This is a genomic window from Mesorhizobium sp. B3-1-8 (assembly GCF_006439495.1).
Lineage (GTDB): Bacteria > Pseudomonadota > Alphaproteobacteria > Rhizobiales > Rhizobiaceae > Mesorhizobium.
Map to the genome: position 1 here is coordinate 27041 of NZ_VFTK01000018.1, position 16641 is coordinate 43681.

Sequence of the window (16641 nt, forward strand, 5' to 3'; positions counted from 1 at the left end):
TGGTCTTCGTCGTCCGCCGCTCGGGCGTCGTTACTTCACGGCGCCAAAGGTGAGGCCGCGCACAAGCTGCTTCTGGCTGAACCAGCCCATGATCAGGATCGGCGCGATCGCCAGTGTCGAGGCCGCAGAAAGCTTTGCCCAGAACAGGCCTTGCGGACTGGAGAAGGAACTGATGAAGGCCGTCAGCGGCGCGGCATTGGTGGTGGTGAGCCGGATGGTCCAGAACGCTTCGTTCCAGGCGAGGATGATGTTCAAGAGCATGGTCGAGGCGATGCCCGGAACGGCCATCGGCGTCAGCACATAGATGATCTCGTTCCACAGCGAGGCGCCGTCCATGCGCGCCGCTTCCAGGATCTCGCCCGGGATCTCGCGGAAATAGGTGTAGAGCATCCACACCACGATCGGCAGGTTGATCAGCATCAGCATGACCATCAGGCCGATGCGGCTGTCGAGCAGGCCGGTGTCGCGGAAGATCAGGTAGATCGGGAACAGCACCGCGACGGCCGGCATCATCTTGGTGGACAGCATCCACATCAGGATGTCCTTGGTGCGCTTGGTCGGCGAGAAGGCCATCGACCATGCCGCGGGGACCGCGATCAGCAGCGCCAGGATGGTCGAGCCGACCGACAGCAGCACCGAATTGAAGAAGAACTTGAAGTAGCCGCTCTGCTGCTGGACCTCCGAATAGCTCTCGAAGGTCCCGGATGGGATCAGGGCGAAGCCCTGGATCGCCTCCTGCTCCGATTTGAATGATGTGATGATCGTATAGAGGATCGGAAAGAAGATCAGCAGGGCGACGATCCAGGCCGCGGCCGTGGCGATGGTCTTGTGCTGGGTGGTGACTGCGCGGGCCATCTTGTCCTCCCTTATTTGTCGAGGTTCTTGCCGACGGCGCGCATGGCGAAGAAGGCAACGATGTTGGCGAGAATGACGGCGATCACGCCACCGGCGGACGCCTGGCCGATTTTGAATTCCAGCAGCGCCTTCTGGTAGACGAGGAAGGGCAGGTTGGTGGAGGCATAGCCCGGGCCGCCATTGGTGGTGACGAGGATCTCGGCATAGATCGAGAGCAGGAAGATGGTCTGGATCAGGATGACGACGGTGATGGCGCGCGACATGTGCGGCAGCGTCAGATACCAGAAGCGGCTGAGGAAGCCGGCGCCGTCCATCTCGGCCGCCTCCTTCTGCTCGCCGTCGAGCGACTGCAGGGACGTCAACAGGATCAGCGTTGCGAAAGGCAGCCATTGCCAGGCAACGATGATGATGACCGCCGTCAGCGGGTGCTGGCCGAACCAGTCGATCGGCTGGGCGCCGAAGAAGCGCGCAATGTCGGCGAAGACGCCGTATTGCGGGTGCATGATCATGTTCTTCCAGACCAGTGCGGCCACCGGCGGCATGACGAAGAACGGCGAGATGACCAGGATGCGCACGATCCCCTGACCCCAGATCGGCTGATCGAGCAGCAGCGCAAGGAGAATGCCGCCGATGATGGTGATCAGGAGGACCGCCACGACGATGGTCAGCGTGTTGAGAATGGCGGCGAAGAACGCCGGATTGTCGTAGAACAGCTTGTAGTTGGAGAAACCGACAAAGCCGTCGCGGATCGGGTTCAGCGGATTGTATTGCAGGAACGAGAACCACAGCGTGAACGCCAGCGGCACGATCATCCAGATGAACAGCAGGATCACCGATGGCGCCATCATGAAACGCGCAAGCGAACGGGTTTGCTGAGTAGCCATGACGGTCACCCTCCCAAGGTCAGCCGGATTTTCAGAGTTGTGCCAGAATTTTCCCGATTTTGAAGGGTGGCCGCCCGAACTGGGTTTCGGGCGGCCACCTGCCGGTCATGATGCGCGACCGGCGTTCGGCACCGGGAGGAGCCTTACTTGATGTAGCCGCCTTCGGTCATCGCGGCGGTGGCCGCGTCCTGAGCCTGCTTCAGCGCATCGTCGACGCTCGACTGGCCGGCAAGGGCGGCCGAGAAGAGCTGGCCGACGGTGGTGCCGAGGCCCTGGAATTCAGGAATGGCGACGAACTGCACGCCGACATAGGGCACCGGCTTGACGGTCGGATGCGTCGGGTCGGCGGCGTTGATGGAGTCCAGCGTCATCTTCGCGAAGGGCGCCGCCTTTTGGTACTCCGCATTGGCGTAGAGCGAGGAGCGCGTGCCCGGAGGAACGTTGGCCCAGCCTTCCTTCGAGGCGACCAGCTCGGCATAGTGCTTGCTGGTTGCCCAGGAGACGAACTTCTCGGCGGCATCGGCCTTCTGGGTGCCGGCGGGGATCGCCAGCGACCATGCCCACAGCCAGTTGCCGCGCTTGCCGAGGCCGTTGTCGGGCGCCAGCGCGTAGCCGACCTTGTCGGCGACCTGCGAGGCCTTCGGATCGGAGACGAAGGAGGCGGCGACGGTGGCGTCGATCCACATGCCGCACTTGCCCTGCTGGAACAGCGCCAGGTTCTCGTTGAAGCCGTTGGACGAAGCGCCTTCCGGACCGTCGGCCTTCATCAGGTCGACATAGAACTGCAGCGTGTTCTTCCACTCGGGCTGATCGAACTGCGGCTTCCAGTTCTCGTCGAACCAGCGGGCGCCGAAGGAGTTCGACATGGCGGTGAGGAAGGCCATGTTCTCGCCCCAGCCGGCCTTGCCGCGCAGGCAGACGCCGTTCACGCCGTTGGCGCGGTCGGTCATCTTGTCGGCGGCCTGCTTGATGAAGTCCCAGGTCGGGGCATCGGGCATCTTCAAGCCCGCCTTCTCCATCAGGTCCTTGCGGTACATGACGAAGGAGCTTTCGCCGTAGAAGGGCGCGGCATAGAGCTTGCCGTCGACCGAAAGGCCGCCGGCGATGGCCGGGATGATGTCCTTGACGTCGTAGTCGTCGCCGAGCTTGTCGAGCGGCAGGAGCCAGCTCTGCTTGGCCCAGATCGGAACCTCATAGGTGCCGATGGTCATGACGTCGTACTGGCCGCCCTTGGTGGCGATATCCGTGGTGACGCGCTCGCGCAGCACGTTCTCTTCGAGCGTGACCCAGTTGAGCTGGATGTCGGGGTTGGCCTTGGTGAAGTCGTCCGTCAGCTTCTGCATACGGACCATGTCGCCATTGTTGACGGTGGCGATGGTGATGGATTCGGCTTGCGCGGCGAAAGCGAGAGCGCTGGCCGACAACAGGCCCAGGGTGAGCGTGCGAAGTTTCATCAAATTCCTCCCATAAACCAAGTTGAGCATTTGCCTTGGCTTTGAGCAATTACTCACTCGGCATGAATTATGTCAACCCTGAATCTATGCTGCAACGCAGCAGAAATGACGTTACGTAACCCGATTCAGCGATGCGGCCGGTATCTTTGGAGGAGGAAGCTAAGGGGGCCGCCGGATTACGGGCAGGCGATCTCGGCCAGGATCCAATCGCGGAAGGCGCGGATCTTCGGCACGTTGCGACGCGCCGTCGGATAGACCAGCCAATAGGCATGGCCGTCGTCGCCGACTAGGTCGAAGGGCTGGACCAAGCGGCCGTCGGCGATCTCGTTCTTGAACAGGGCCCTGGTCAGGATCGCTACGCCGTGGCCGGCCATGGCCGCGTTCGCCTCATAGGCCTGTGCGCCCATGCTGGAGCCGGGCCGTTTTGCGAGGTCGTGCCCGGTCACGCCGGCGGCCTCGAACCATTGCGCCCACCAGACGTCGCCGGGATCGAGGATCGGCAGGCGCAGCAGATCCGCCGGCTCGTTGACGCCGCCGATGCTCGCCGCGAGCTTCGGGCTGAGCATCGGGGTGAAATCGGCATCGAGCAGCTTGTGCGCCTCGAGGCCCGGCCACTTGCCGCCGCCCGAGCGGATGGCGAGATCGACATCCTCGCGCGCGAAATCGGTCAGGCGGCTCGACGTGTCGAGCCGCACGGCAAGTGCGGGATGGGCGAGTTGGAACGAGCCCAGATGCTGCGCCAGCCAGTTCGAGGCGAAGGTCAGCACGGTGGTGACACAGAGCAGGCCGTCGGCGCCGCCGCGCGCCGCGGCATAGGCCTGGCCCAGGATGGCGAAGGCCTCGCTGACGGCGGGCGCCAGGCGCTGGCCGGGCTCGGTCAACTCGATCTGCCGTGGACGGCGCAGAAACAGCGGAGCGCCGATGCGCTCCTCGAGCAGCTTGATCTGGTAGCTCGCAGCCGCCTGGGTCATGCCCAGCTCCTGCGCGGCCTTGGTGAAGGACAGGTGCCTGGCCACCGCCTCGAACACCCGGATCGCCTGCAGCGGCGGCAGCGGCGCAAGCTGCGGAGAGCTGAGATCGGGCATAAGGCCTCCTTATGGGTCATGATCGAGGTTTAATTGGAAGCACGAACCGGCCAGACCGATATTTGGGGTCGACGATCAATCCAGTTCAAGCGCTAGAGCGCTTCGCCGTTTCACGGAAACGGCAAATCGCTCTAACTCTCTGATTTTACGCAATTCCGGACGGAAAACCGCTCACACTTTTCCTGGAATTGCTCAAGCGAAGGCTGACGATCATGACCACGGTACAGGAAAAACTCGTCTCCACCCCGGCACGCGGTTGGTTTTTCACGCTCGTGCGGGAATTTGCAAGGTTTTCGGGCCGCAGGCGCGGCTATATCGATGTCAGGGAACTATCCGAGCATCTGCAGCGCGACATGGGTTTTCTCGACGGCAACGATCCGCGCGGCCCCTCGCAATAGCCGGCTCTTTTTATGGGCAATCAGCCGTCAAGCAGGGCTTCGGCCGTCCGTTCGTCGGTGACGAGGCCGTTGACCAGCCGGCGGTTGACGGCGGCCAGGATGCCCGGCAGCTTGCGTTCGCCCATGGCCAGAGCAATGACCAGCGACCTTTCCCGCGACGGCAGCGCGGCGGAGGACACCCGGTCGTTGGTGATGCCCTCGATCATGCGACCCTCCCGGTCGTACACCCATCCAACGATTTCGGCGATGCCGCCGGCCTTCTGCAGCGCCTTCAACTCGCTTTCCGAAATGAAGCCGTCCTCGTAGAGGGGTGCCTTAGGCCCGAGGTCGCCGATGCCGACGAAGGTGACATCGGCCTCGGCCGCCAGCGCCAATGTAGGCTGGATCATCGGCTGGTTGAGCAGCATCTCGCGCTCTTCCGGCGAGGACGCAATGACCGGCAGCGGCATCGGGAAGGACCGCGCCTTGACGCGGTCGGCCATGGTGAAGATGACGTTGTAGAAGGCCGCCGAGCCGTCGGGCGAGATGTTGCCTGTCAAGGACACGACCTTGTGCTGCGGGCATTCCATCGGCGGCAGTTGCTCGATCGCCGCCTTCAGCGTTCGCCCAGTGCCGATCGCCATGACGATGGGGGCCTGCGAGCGCAGCCGGCGTTCGATCTCGGCCGCCGCCGCCTCGGCGATGCCGATCGTCGTCGAATTCGAAGCCGGATCGCTCGGCACCACTTCGACGAGGTCGAGCGCGAAGCGCGACTTCAGCCGCGCGGCGAGGTCGAGGCAGTTGGCGATCGGGTGATCGACCCGCACCTTGATCAGGCCTTCCGACATGGCGAGCGATACCAGCCGCTGCGCCGTCTGCCTGGAAATGCCCAATTTGGCGGCGATCTGGTCCTGTGTGTTGCCGGCAACATAGTAGAGCCAGCCGGCGCGCGCGGCGTCGTCCAACCTTGTGCTGCCGGTGTCCTGTCGCGAATTCACGTCCTGCCTCCCCAACCCCGTGCAACGTTCAAGCGGGCGCCATAGCTTACAGCGAATGCAGCGGCGCGCAATTGTCTATCGAAAGAGCAATTGCTTGATAATTTTGACTCTGGGAAGGCAGCCGTTTCGCCCCTGTCCGGGCCATTTGCCATCGGGACGGTTTATCTCTACCGGGAAACGCTTTAAGGGATCGGAAAAGGAGCCTCGCGTGATGCCGAAAGCGGTTTTCTGGGACATGGACGGAACGCTGGTCGACAGCGAGCCGCTGCATGCGGCTGCCCTTGCGGCCGCGCTGCGCAGCGTCGGGATTGCGCCGCCGACCAACCTGCATGAGCGCGTGCTGGGGATCGCGGCGTGGCCGGTCTACGAGATGCTGCGCGACGAGTTCGGCCTCGCTCTGCCCTTCGACGACTGGATCGGGCGCAAATACGACCATTATCTGCCGATGGCCGAAACGCTGAAGCCGCGGCCCGGCGCGATCGAGGTGTTCAACGAATTGCGGGCGCTCGGCGTCGAGCAGGCGGTGGTGTCCAATTCCGACCGGCTGATCGTCGATGCCAACCTGCGCGCCGTCGGCCTCACCTATCCGGGCATGATGACGGTCAGCCGCAACGACGTGATCGACGGCAAGCCGCTGCCCGAACCATTCCTGCGCGCCGCCTATCTCGCCGGCGTCGATCCGGCGGATGCTTTTGCCGTCGACGACAGCCTGACCGGCGCCATGGCCGGACTGGCGGCGGGCATGAAGACGATCTTCTGGCCGGAAGCGCCGATGGAGGGTCCGGCCGGGGCCATCGTCATCAACAGCGCCGAGGAATTGCGCCGAGAACTCGGACTCTGAACGACCGCCAAGGTGGGCGCCGCCCCTCATCCGGTCCTTCGGACCACCTTCTCCCCGTGAACGGGGAGCAGGAAAAAGCTTCAATTCCGGTAGACGGGCTCTTCCTCGTCGAGGATCGCCTTCAGCTCTGCCAGATGGCGCTCGGCCTGGCCCGGGTAATCGTCCATCTCGCGCGCGGTCTTCTCGGCGATCTCGTCCGACAGCGTGCGCAGCGGCCGGCCGGTCCACAACGCCTTGATGTAGGTCTCGGCGGCGCGCTCGAAATAGAACATGCGGTTGAAGGTATCGGCGACGGTGTCGCCGATGACCATAACGCCGTGATTGCCCATGACCATCACCTTGACCTTGGGGTCGGTGAGAAGCTGCGAGCAGCGCTCACCCTCTTCCTCGAAGGCCAGCCCGCCATAATTGGCGTCGACGACATGGCGGTTGAAGAACATGGCCGAGTTCTGGTCGACTGGCGGCAGCGTCGAATCGGCGAGCGAAGCAAGCACGGTGGCGTGGATTGAATGCACATGCATGGCGCAGCGCGCATGCGGGACGTTGCGGTGGATGGCGCCATGCAGACCCCACGCGGTCGGGTCGGGGGCGTTGGGGCCGGACAGCGTGTCGGGATCGTTGGCGTCGATCAGAAGCAGGTCGCTCGCCTTGATGCGCGAGAAATGCACCTGGTTGGGGTTCATCAGGAACTTCGTGCCTTCGTCGTTGACGGACAGCGAGAAGTGGTTGGCCACCGCCTCATGCATGTTGAGCCGCGCCGTCCAGCGGAAGGCGGCGGCGAGATCGACCCGCTCCTCATAATAGGGCAGGTTGCTCAGCGGTTCCTTGTGCAGGCGGGCAAGGCTCATCGAAAATCCTCCTGTTTTGGTGAGAATGCCGTGCGAAGCCGCTGCCAGCAACCGCAAACTGGTAGGTCAGTGGCTTACGCGGCAGGCCGCTCCGACTGCAGCCCGCCCTGCGCGACGATGAAATCGACCACTTCCTGCAAGCCCTTGCCGCGCGACAGATCGGTGAAGCCGAAAGGCCGCTTGCCGCGCATGCGGCCGGCATCGCTCTCCATGATGTCGAGGTTGACGTTCACATAGGGCGCTAGATCGCTCTTGTTGATGATGAGGAAATCCGAGCGGGTGATGGCCGGACCGCCCTTGCGCGGGATCTCCTCGCCCTGGCAGACCGAGATGACATAAAGCGTCAGATCGGCAAGGTCGGGCGAGAAGGTGGCGGCGAGGTTGTCGCCGCCGGATTCGATGAAGATGATGTCGAGGTCCGGGAATTTCTTGTTCAACTCGGCAATGGCGCGCAGATTGATCGAGGCGTCCTCGCGAATGGCGGTGTGCGGGCAGCCGCCGGTCTCGACGCCGACGATGCGCTCTTCCGGCAGTGCCTGCAGGCGCGCCAGCATCATCGCATCCTCCTTGGTGTAGATGTCGTTGGTGACGACGGCGATGGAGAAGTCGTCGCGCAGCGCCTTGCAGAGCTTTTCGGTGAGTGTCGTCTTGCCGGAGCCGACAGGGCCGCCGATGCCGATGCGAAGGGGACCGTTTTTCGACGTCATGCCGGAAACTCCGTGATGGCAAGGATTGCAAAGCCCAGCCCGACCAGCAGGCAGAGCGGCGAATAGAGGCGCTGGTCGAGCCGCGCGAAAGGCTGCTCGGGCGCAAGCCGGCGCCACCAGGGCGTGAAGCCGGCAATGCCGCGACCGAGGAAAACGAGGCCGATCATCAAAGCCGTGGCAGCCAGCCCCTCTCTTGGAAAGGGCGTTGCAAAGACGCCCGCGAGCGCCAGCGGCCAGAGCGTCGCGAGCGCGAGGCAAGCGGCGACGGCAAAACTCGCGAATGACGACGGCATCTCGTCGACGCCGCGAAAACCGACGACGGCGCGGGCGCAGGATGCCTGGTCCGTGCCCGGCCAGATGCCGCCTATGCCCCAATAGACATGCAGCGTGGTGACCAGGAGCAGGACGAAGGAGAGGATGACGGCAAGGATGGTCATCAGCGATCACTTCCCGGAGAGAGGATATCTCGACCGGTTCTTAGGTCCCAGCCGTCAAAATCGTAGCGGTCCGGCTGGATCCGTAATGTCCGGCGATCGGTAAAGTGGATCTGGACCTGTCGGTGAAATCCATTCAGCGAGGTTTTCACGACTGTCTTACCTATCAAGGACTGTACTTCCTTTGCGATCCGACCCGGATTGTCCGACGAACGAAGGCGATAACCGCAAGCTCCCTGAACCTCCCAGTCCGCCGAAAGCAGAAACAGGTCTCGTTCAGCCAGCTTTGCGTAACCGGGGCGGCGACGCCCCGATCGGCGCTTCACGTAACGGAGTGGAAGCAATCTTCCAAATCCAATATTGATCGTCGATCCCGCGGAATGCCCCACCACAGTGACGGGCAATGATCGGAGGTCTCGAAAGGCGTTTACTATGCGTATCCTGTTTGCGCTAAAGGTCATGACCGGAACAGCCGCGAATATTGCGTTTCATGGTTCATCGCCATGATGTCCGACATGAAGGCGGCGCCACCCAGATTATCGAGCGTCGATGCGGCGGCGCGCGATGCGGTCGCCAGCGCCAGAGGTTCGAAGCCGGCTAACAATGCGACGGCATCGACCTGGCCGACGACGCCCAACCTGATTGCCGCCTGCACGAGATTGGAGAAGAAAGCCTGCAGGAAGGCGGAAAGCGCATCCGAAAGGCTGATGCCGCTGCTGCCTGCAGCGGCACCGACTGCTACGCAATAGGGGCAATCGGCCGGCAGGCGCTGCAGCGCTCGAGACGACCAGGCCGACGCCGCCTGGAGGAAGGCCGTGCCCTGCAGCATGGTTTCCATGTGCCGCTCCTGCGACCCGGCAAGCGCTTCGGCCAGCGCGACAACCTCACCCAGATCGCCACCGTCGCGCGCACGCCGCCAGCTTTCGGCGAACAGCACGGCGTCGTTCCAGCCGGAGCCCAACTCGACCAGCGTCTCCAGCCAGCCGGCGAGATCATTGCGATCGGCGATCAGCCCATCATGCACGGCGCGCTCGAGGCCGTGGCTGTAAGAGAAGCCGCCGACCGGAAAGGACGGCGACAGCCAGGCCATCAGCCGCAGCAGCGCGACGCTGGAAAGCTCCTCAGTCATGATGGTGGTGGTGGCCGTGGTCGTGGTCGTGATCGTGATCGTGATGATCATGGTGCTGGTGGTCATGATCGTGATGGTCATGCGAATGGCCGTGGTCGTGCCCATGCCCGGAATAGGCGCCGCGCACCGGGCTGAACGGCAGCAGAACCTCATTCACCGTAGCGCCGAGACCTTCGAGCATCGCCTTGATGACATGATCGCGCAGGATGAGGATGCGGTCCGCCTCGATCGCCGCGGCAAGGTGACGATTGCCGATGTGCCAGGCGAGCTCGGCGAGATGAACCGGGTCGCGGGCGCGGATGTCGTAGACCTCTTCGGGCGCTGCGACGATCTCGAGCTGGCGGCCGTCCTCCAGCTCCAGCCGGTCGCCATTTGCGAGCGCCACCGGCTCGGGCAGGTCGACCAGCACTTTTTCGCCGGCCGCCGTCTCGATGGCGCGGCGACGCAGATGCCGCTCGTCATGCGGCAGCACGGCCTTGTCATAGGGCGCCGCCGAGCCAGCCTCGCCGGCTGGCAACACCGAGACGGCGCGCGGGAATTTGGTGAAATCGGTGGTGATGTTGAGCTTCATTTCATGGCTCCGCCATTGGCTTGGGCACGCGCACGAGCGGGGCGCCCGAGGACACGATCGAAATAGGTGTTGACGCGCTGGGACTCGATCGGAAAACGGCCGGCACGAGCCCAGCCGCCAATATCGCCCAGCAGCACGTCAACGGCCGAGAAGCGGTCGCCCAGCGCAAAGGGTTTGTCGCCAAGCCGCCGTTCCAGCGCCTTTATTTCGGATGCGAAATCATAGGCTGCGGCCGGGCCGACATCGACGCGCACTACCCTTGGCAGCAGGAAGCGATGGCGCAGCTTGTTCCATAGCGGCGCTTCCAATTCGCTCTGGGCGAAATGCATCCAGGAATCCATCTCGGCGCGGCCGGCGAGACCCGGATTGGCGCCCATGCCCTGATCCGCATGCTTGTCGGCCAGGTAGACGCAGATCGCCGCCGAATCCGTGACCTTGAGGTCGCCATCGATCAGGATCGGCACCTTGCCGGAAGGGTTGAGCGCATAGGCCTCCGGCGAGCGCAGCTTCACCTCGACGAACTCGTAGGGCTGTCCGAGCTCCTCGAGCATCCAAAGCACCCGGTTGACCCGGGAGCCACGCGATCCGACGGCCTTGTACATGGTTGAATCCTGCATCTCCCCAAATCCTAGACCAACGCAGGCATCGGCCCAACGCCACTTACACGATGGTGTCGAAGAGCCGCAGGATGAATGAGATCTGATAGATCAGCGCGGCCGCGACGAAGGCGGTGTGGAAGCGGCGGTCGCGCACCAGGATCGCGATCAGGCAGAGCGCCACGAAGACCGGCGTGCGGATCAGATATTCGTTGCCGAAGCGGGCGAAATGCTCCGGCCCCTTCAGCAAAGTGTCGACGACGTCGAGCAGATAAGTCGCGCCGAGCAGGCCAAAGAACCAGGCGCGGCGCGAGTAGAAATAGTCCTCGTAGGAGGTGTAGTCGAGCATCGAATCCGGGAACAGCAGCGCGCACAGCAGGAACAGCGTGATGGCGTAGAAGATGATGAAAAGGTATTTGCCGAAGGTCCAGTTCTCGATGGCGTAGAGGCCGAACTCCCACCACCAGAAATGCACCAGCATCAACAGCACCGAGCCTACCCAGGCGAGATGCACCGCGTAGAGCCGGTACTGACCGGGGTGCTGGACGATACGGGCGGTTCCCGAAAGCAGCCGCGTGACGCCGAGGCCGATCACCATGCCCATGACGATGCGGATATGCGGGAAGATATCGTGCGGAGAGGCGATTTCGGTGGGCATGCCTGATCACAATGCGGCTGTTCGAATGAGGCCGCATATTGCGGTCTGCGGGCGCGAGCCGCAACCGGCCCTCCGTTAGATCACAGCAATGCAGGCAGGGAGGCAGTCCGAACCTCTCAGTCGCGAGCAAGCTGCTCCGGCAGCCACGGCTCCCCCGGGAGAAAATCTTGATCGAGTATATCCGCGATCTGGTAGGGGCAGTCGGCCGGGAAACTCTTCTTCGGCAAGCCCGTCTCGTCGGCTGCTCTCAGCCGCGCAAACTCGTATTCGGCAGCTAGCTGCTTTCGAGGATGAGCCTTCAAGCTTGGGCTTTCATCAATCAGGCTTTTAATCTGATGCCGCTGCTCGCGGATCGTAAGCAACCAGCCAACTTTCCGCATTTCCACCTGAAAATGCCATTTGAGCAAGTGCAGAAGCAAGGTACCCAATCGCTTCGTAATTTCCCGTCTGTCGCTCCGCCCCAAACTCTCGATCTCCTCGGCAAGGTTCTCGCGATCGAGGTCGGAGAGACGACCTTCGCGCAACAGCGCGCCCTGTTCGGCGCACCACTGAGCATAATCGGCCTCATAGGGCGTCAATTGCTGTTTTCGAAAAATCTTGTTCATTTGGGTGATACTGCTCTCAAAGCGAGCAATTTCCAAGCCCAGCGAGAAAAGGCAGGGCCCGTTCGGCCTCCCCGCGCAATATCTTCACGGCCACATTTGACAAAGGCCATGCGCTTTCAACGAAGGCTCATTTTACAAATTGGGCTTGTACTTGATCGAGTTCATAAACTTCGGCAGACGCAATCGGTCTCAAAACAGGAAATACCGCTGCGCCATCGGCAGCACGGTCGCGGGCTCGCAGGTCAACAGCTCGCCGTCGGCCCGCACTTCGTAGGTTTCCGGATCGACCTCAACATGCGGCGTGGCGTCGTTGAGCACCATGGAATGCTTGCCGATGCCGCCGCGCGTGTTCTCAACCGCGACCATCGCCTTGTCGACGCCCAGCCTGCCCTGCAGGCCGGCGTCGAGCGCCGCCTTCGAAACGAAAGTCACCGAGGAGTTGGTCAGCGCCTTGCCATAGGCGCCGAACATCGGCCGGTAATGCATCGGCTGCGGCGTCGGGATCGAGGCGTTCGGGTCGCCCATCGGAGCGGCCGCGATCGAGCCGCCGACCAGCACCATCTCCGGCTTGACGCCGAAGAAGGCCGGATTCCACAGCACCAGGTCGGCGCGCTTGCCGACCGTGATCGAGCCGATCTCCTTCGACAGGCCGTGCGCGATGGCCGGGTTGATGGTGTATTTGGCGATGTAGCGGCGGACGCGGAAATTGTCGTTGCCGCCGGTTTCCTGCGGCAGCGCGCCGCGCTGGCGCTTCATCTTGTCGGCGGTCTGCCAGCAGCGGATCGCCACCTCGCCGACGCGGCCCATGGCCTGGCTGTCGGAGGAGATGATCGAGAAGGCGCCGATGTCGTGCAGGATGTCCTCGGCCGCGATCGTCTCCTTGCGGATGCGGCTCTCGGCGAAGGCGATGTCCTCGGGGATCGAGGGCGACAGATGGTGGCAGACCATCAGCATATCGAGATGCTCGGCCAGCGTATTGACGGTGTAGGGCCTGGTCGGGTTGGTCGAGGACGGGATGATGTTGGGCAGGCCGCAGACCTTGATGATGTCGGGCGCATGGCCGCCGCCGGCGCCCTCGGTGTGGAAGGCGTGGATGGTGCGGCCCTTGATGGCCGCCACGGTGTTTTCGACGAAGCCCGATTCGTTCAGCGTGTCGGTATGGATCATCACCTGCACGTCATAGTCGTCGGCGACCGACAGGCAGCAGTCGATTGCGGCCGGGGTCGTGCCCCAGTCCTCGTGCAGCTTCAGCGAGCAGGCGCCGGCCAGCACCATCTCTTCAAGCGCCGCCGGCTTTGAGGCATTGCCCTTGCCCGACAGGCCGATATTCATCGGGAAGGCGTCGAAGGACTGGATCATGCGCGCCATGTGCCACGGTCCCGGCGTGCAGGTGGTGGCCAGCGTGCCATGCGCCGGGCCTGTACCGCCGCCAAGCATGGTGGTGACGCCGCTCATCAGCGCTTCCTCGATCTGCTGCGGGCAGATGAAGTGGATATGCGCGTCGAAGCCGCCGGCCGTCAGGATCCTGCCCTCGCCGGCGATGATTTCCGTGCCCGGCCCGATGATGATGGTGACGCCGGCTTGCGTGTCCGGATTGCCGGCCTTGCCGATCGCGGCGATGCGGCCGTCCTTGAGGCCGATATCGGCCTTGACGATGCCGATGAGCGCGTCGACGACCAGCGCATTGGTGATAACGGTATCGACCGCGCCGCCGGCCCGCGTCACCTGGCTTTGGCCCATGCCGTCGCGGATGACCTTGCCGCCGCCGAATTTCACTTCCTCGCCGTAAACGGTGAGGTCTTTCTCGACCTCGATGAACAGTTCGGTATCGGCGAGCCTCACCTTGTCACCGATGGTCGGCCCATACATCTGCGCATAGGCGGCGCGGGTTATCCTGGCCATCAGCGATTGCTCCCGAAATTCAGGTTGCCAAAAGTAAGGTTGTTTGGGCGCGGACTGCACATTGTCGCCATCCAATGGTCACGCAATGACCCGCTCGGCGACACCTTGCGCTCCCATTTGGCGGTTGAGGTGGCCCGGTCAGCCCAAAACGACCGTTTGCCAAATCGATGGAAGGAATATCCATGCTCAAAGCGATTGTTCTCGCCGCAACCGCCGCCACGTTGATGGCGGGCGCCGCGAATGCCCAGCAGCAGCCGACGCCGCAGCCCAGCCCCGCGCCGACCGCGCCCGCCGCGCCCGCCGCGCCGAAGGCTCAGCCCGCGGCGCCGTCGATCCAGAGCGTCAACGTGGTCGACATCACCGAATTGCCCAAGGACACGCAGACGCAGGTCAATCAGATCGTCGCGCAACGCGGCGACGCCGGCCTGCAGACATTGCGCAAATCGATCGACGCGACGCCGAAGGTGAAATCCGCCCTCGAAGCCAAGGGGGTGAGTTCGGCGCAAGTGATCGCCGCCAGCTTGCAGCCCAATGGCGCGCTGACGCTGATCACCAAGAAGGCAAGCTGATTGCGCGACCAGGCGGGCCGCTTCGCGGTCCGCCGGCGAGCTTTTGAAGGGAACCACCGGCCAGGCAGGACCGTTTCGCTGTTTTCGCCCCGCCACGAGTTCAGTCAGGAGCGAGCGATGGCGAACGCCCCGCGCCTTGCGAAATGGAGTTCCGTGATTGCCGCCACGCTTTTCGTGGCCGCGCCACATGTTGCACTCGCGGCGCAGCCGCTGGACAGCGACAGGCCTGCTGCGGCAATCGTCGATTCCAACATCCGCCAGGAGGAAGCGCTCTCCAGGACGGAAGCCGGAAAGGTCATCACGGCCATCGACCGCACCCGCGACAACATCGGCGCGGTGCGCAAGACCACCAAGCTCGACACGGTCGACATCGTCTTCCTGACCGACGCGGCGCGCAGCGAAGGCGGGCCGCCGCCCGTCATCGAGAACAAGGTGAAGCAGCATAAGGACGATGTTGCCGAACTTCGCCAGGAGATCGAGGCGAACGCCCTGCTCTTCAACGCGATCGATTCGCGCCGTGTTCTGGCCGAGGACGTGCTTGCGGTGGAGTTCGACAATCCCGGCAGGATTGTCATCTACGCCGCAGCCAAGCCTCCGAAGTGATATCAGCGCGGCGGCGGACCTCACAACTTGCCCATCACCTTCTGCTGGAAGCCATAGACCTCGCGCTTGCCGCCCAGCGGCACCAGCGTGACATCGCGCTCCTGTCCCGGTTCGAAGCGCATGGCGGTGCCGGCTGCGATGTCGAGCCGCATGCCGCGCGCGCGTTCGCGGTCGAATTTCAGCCCCTCATTGGTCTCGAAGAAATGATAGTGGCTGCCGACCTGGATCGGCCGGTCGCCACTATTGGCGACCTTGAGCGTCACCATGGGCAGGCCTTTGTTCAGTTCGATGTCGCCTTTGGCCGTGATGACTTCGCCGGGGATCATTGCGGCCTCACAGCACGCCGAAGGCAAGGCCGACGCCAACCGCCGCACAGGCAGCGCCGGCGGCGCGCGCCAGGCGGCGGAAACGCGAGCCTAGCCCAAGACCGGCCGCAATGCCGACGCCGTGGAGCAGCGCCGTGGCGGCGGCAAAGCCCGCCATATATTCGAGGCCACTGGCATTTTCCGGCACTTCCGTGCCATGCGCGTGCCCGTGGAACAGCGCGAACAGGCCGATGACGGCGATACCGGCCGAGACCGGCAGGTCGATCGCCAGCGCCACCAGCAGACCGAGCGCCACGACGGAAGCGAGGATGCCCGGCTCGACGAAAGGCACCGGCACATGCAGCATGCCGAGCGCGCCGCCGACCAGCATCACGCCGACAAAGGCGAGCGGCCAGGCCCAGATAGCCTTGCCGCCCCTCAGCGCCGCCCACAGGCCGACCGCGATCATCACGGTCATATGGTCGAGGCCGGACAGAGGGTGCGCGAAGCCGGCGGAAAAGGACGAGGTCGCGCCGACGCCGACATGGGCGTAGGCCGGCATGGCGGCTGCCAGGAACAGGATCGCGGCAAGCGTGGTACGTTTCGTCGAAGCGGGGATCATCTTTCTGCCTTTCCAATTGACCTGGTCAAGCGGCCTTGCGCGGACCGCAGCCTTCGGCCTTGAGCACGCGTTTGGTCGATGGCGGATATTTCGTCAGCTTGGCCGCCGGCCGGATCGGCCGCGGCGAGAAACTGCCGCCGCAATTGGGGCAGACGCCACCCAGCACATTATCCACGCAGTCGGCGCAGAAGGTGCATTCGAAGGTGCAGATCAGCGCATCGGTCGCGTCCGGCGGCAGATCCTTGTCGCAGCATTCGCAATTCGGCCTGAGCTCCAGCATCGGTCTCACCTTATGGGTTCGTGCACGGTCACCAGCTTGGTGCCGTCGGGAAACGTCGCCTCGACCTGGACGTCGTGGATCATCTCGGCGATGCCGTCCATGACCTGGGCGCGGGTGACGACATGGGCGCCCGCCTCCATCAGTTCCGCGACCGGGCGGCCGTCGCGCGCGCCTTCGACGACGAAGTCGGTGATCAGGGCGATGGCTTCGGGATGGTTCAGCTTGACGCCTCGCTCCAGCCGCTTGCGCGCCACCATCGCCGCCATGGCGATGAGCAGCTTGTCTTTTTCACGCGGCATCAGGTTCATGCAATGTCCC

22 protein-coding genes are annotated in these 16641 nt (G+C 63.6%); 4 read left to right on the forward strand and 18 right to left on the reverse strand.

Annotated features, from left to right (window positions below; all coding sequences use genetic code 11):
• Positions 1-30 precede the first annotated feature (30 nt).
• The 4 genes from FJ424_RS17820 to gcvA all read right to left on the reverse strand — a co-directional run bounded on the left by FJ424_RS17820 (position 31) and on the right by gcvA (position 4278).
• Complete coding sequence (locus FJ424_RS17820; RefSeq protein ID WP_140646803.1) at positions 31-855, reverse strand: carbohydrate ABC transporter permease; 825 nt, start codon at positions 853-855, stop codon at positions 31-33.
• An 11-nt stretch (positions 856-866) separates the two neighbouring features.
• The gene (locus FJ424_RS17825) at positions 867-1739 is read right to left on the reverse strand and encodes a sugar ABC transporter permease (protein ID WP_140646804.1); all 873 of its coding nucleotides are present in this window, start codon (positions 1737-1739) and stop codon (positions 867-869) included.
• Between the two features lie 143 nt (positions 1740-1882).
• Positions 1883-3193: a sugar ABC transporter substrate-binding protein gene (locus FJ424_RS17830; RefSeq protein WP_140646805.1), complete on the reverse strand. Its 1311-nt coding sequence runs from the start codon at positions 3191-3193 to the stop codon at positions 1883-1885.
• 176 nt (positions 3194-3369) lie between these two features.
• Positions 3370-4278: a transcriptional regulator GcvA gene (gene gcvA, locus FJ424_RS17835; protein ID WP_140646806.1), complete on the reverse strand. Its 909-nt coding sequence runs from the start codon at positions 4276-4278 to the stop codon at positions 3370-3372.
• Between the two features lie 212 nt (positions 4279-4490).
• Here gcvA and FJ424_RS17840 point away from each other — a divergent pair, with 212 nt between their 5' ends.
• Positions 4491-4676: a hypothetical protein gene (locus tag FJ424_RS17840; protein WP_140646807.1), complete on the forward strand. Its 186-nt coding sequence runs from the start codon at positions 4491-4493 to the stop codon at positions 4674-4676.
• Positions 4677-4696: 20 nt separating this feature from the next.
• On the opposite strand, the gene FJ424_RS17845 is transcribed toward FJ424_RS17840, so the two are convergent.
• On the reverse strand, positions 4697-5653 hold the full coding sequence (locus FJ424_RS17845) for a sugar-binding transcriptional regulator (protein ID WP_140656026.1): 957 nt from the start codon (positions 5651-5653) through the stop codon (positions 4697-4699).
• A gap of 208 nt (positions 5654-5861) precedes the next feature.
• Here FJ424_RS17845 and FJ424_RS17850 point away from each other — a divergent pair, with 208 nt between their 5' ends.
• Positions 5862-6494, forward strand: a complete 633-nt coding sequence (locus tag FJ424_RS17850) for an HAD family phosphatase (RefSeq protein WP_140656023.1) — start codon at positions 5862-5864, stop codon at positions 6492-6494.
• Between the two features lie 80 nt (positions 6495-6574).
• Here the strand turns inward: FJ424_RS17850 and FJ424_RS17855 are convergent, their stop codons facing one another.
• The 9 genes from FJ424_RS17855 to ureC all read right to left on the reverse strand — a co-directional run bounded on the left by FJ424_RS17855 (position 6575) and on the right by ureC (position 13947).
• Positions 6575-7342, reverse strand: a complete 768-nt coding sequence (locus tag FJ424_RS17855; RefSeq protein WP_140628305.1) for a class II aldolase and adducin N-terminal domain-containing protein — start codon at positions 7340-7342, stop codon at positions 6575-6577.
• Positions 7343-7416: 74 nt separating this feature from the next.
• The gene (gene ureG, locus FJ424_RS17860; RefSeq protein WP_140656020.1) at positions 7417-8049 is read right to left on the reverse strand and encodes an urease accessory protein UreG; all 633 of its coding nucleotides are present in this window, start codon (positions 8047-8049) and stop codon (positions 7417-7419) included.
• On the reverse strand, positions 8046-8486 hold the full coding sequence (locus FJ424_RS17865; RefSeq protein WP_140656017.1) for a DUF3995 domain-containing protein: 441 nt from the start codon (positions 8484-8486) through the stop codon (positions 8046-8048). The genes ureG and FJ424_RS17865 overlap by 4 nt, the downstream gene beginning before the upstream one ends.
• 454 nt (positions 8487-8940) lie before the next feature.
• Positions 8941-9612: an urease accessory protein UreF gene (locus tag FJ424_RS17870; RefSeq protein ID WP_140656092.1), complete on the reverse strand. Its 672-nt coding sequence runs from the start codon at positions 9610-9612 to the stop codon at positions 8941-8943.
• The gene (gene ureE / locus FJ424_RS17875) at positions 9605-10183 is read right to left on the reverse strand and encodes an urease accessory protein UreE (RefSeq protein WP_140656014.1); all 579 of its coding nucleotides are present in this window, start codon (positions 10181-10183) and stop codon (positions 9605-9607) included. Before ureE ends, FJ424_RS17870 begins: the two co-directional genes overlap by 8 nt.
• Positions 10180-10785, reverse strand: a complete 606-nt coding sequence (locus FJ424_RS17880) for a glutathione S-transferase family protein (RefSeq protein WP_140656089.1) — start codon at positions 10783-10785, stop codon at positions 10180-10182. The genes ureE and FJ424_RS17880 overlap by 4 nt, the downstream gene beginning before the upstream one ends.
• A gap of 58 nt (positions 10786-10843) precedes the next feature.
• Complete coding sequence (locus FJ424_RS17885; RefSeq protein ID WP_140656011.1) at positions 10844-11437, reverse strand: hypothetical protein; 594 nt, start codon at positions 11435-11437, stop codon at positions 10844-10846.
• Positions 11438-11553: 116 nt separating this feature from the next.
• On the reverse strand, positions 11554-12042 hold the full coding sequence (locus FJ424_RS17890; protein ID WP_140656008.1) for a DUF29 domain-containing protein: 489 nt from the start codon (positions 12040-12042) through the stop codon (positions 11554-11556).
• A 189-nt stretch (positions 12043-12231) separates the two neighbouring features.
• Complete coding sequence (ureC, locus tag FJ424_RS17895; protein ID WP_181182101.1) at positions 12232-13947, reverse strand: urease subunit alpha; 1716 nt, start codon at positions 13945-13947, stop codon at positions 12232-12234.
• A gap of 179 nt (positions 13948-14126) precedes the next feature.
• Between ureC and FJ424_RS17900 the strand changes: the two genes are divergently transcribed.
• Both FJ424_RS17900 and FJ424_RS17905 read left to right on the forward strand, forming a co-directional pair.
• Entirely contained in the window at positions 14127-14513 is a 387-nt protein-coding gene (locus FJ424_RS17900; RefSeq protein WP_140656003.1) for a hypothetical protein, read from the forward strand.
• A gap of 117 nt (positions 14514-14630) precedes the next feature.
• Entirely contained in the window at positions 14631-15116 is a 486-nt protein-coding gene (locus FJ424_RS17905; RefSeq protein ID WP_140656000.1) for a hypothetical protein, read from the forward strand.
• A gap of 20 nt (positions 15117-15136) precedes the next feature.
• Here FJ424_RS17905 and FJ424_RS17910 read toward each other — a convergent pair whose 3' ends face one another.
• From FJ424_RS17910 to FJ424_RS17925, 4 genes are read right to left on the reverse strand one after another with little or no spacing between them, the layout of a single operon-like run.
• A complete protein-coding gene (locus FJ424_RS17910; protein ID WP_140655997.1) occupies positions 15137-15442 on the reverse strand; it encodes an urease subunit beta in 306 nt (101 codons plus the stop codon).
• A gap of 7 nt (positions 15443-15449) precedes the next feature.
• Entirely contained in the window at positions 15450-16043 is a 594-nt protein-coding gene (locus FJ424_RS17915; RefSeq protein WP_140655994.1) for a HupE/UreJ family protein, read from the reverse strand.
• 25 nt (positions 16044-16068) lie between these two features.
• Positions 16069-16323 carry a DUF1272 domain-containing protein gene (locus FJ424_RS17920; RefSeq protein ID WP_140655991.1) on the reverse strand — a complete coding sequence of 85 codons (255 nt, stop codon included), beginning with the start codon at positions 16321-16323 and terminating at the stop codon, positions 16069-16071.
• A gap of 5 nt (positions 16324-16328) precedes the next feature.
• Positions 16329-16631, reverse strand: a complete 303-nt coding sequence (locus tag FJ424_RS17925) for an urease subunit gamma (protein WP_140655988.1) — start codon at positions 16629-16631, stop codon at positions 16329-16331.
• Positions 16632-16641: the final 10 nt, after the last annotated feature.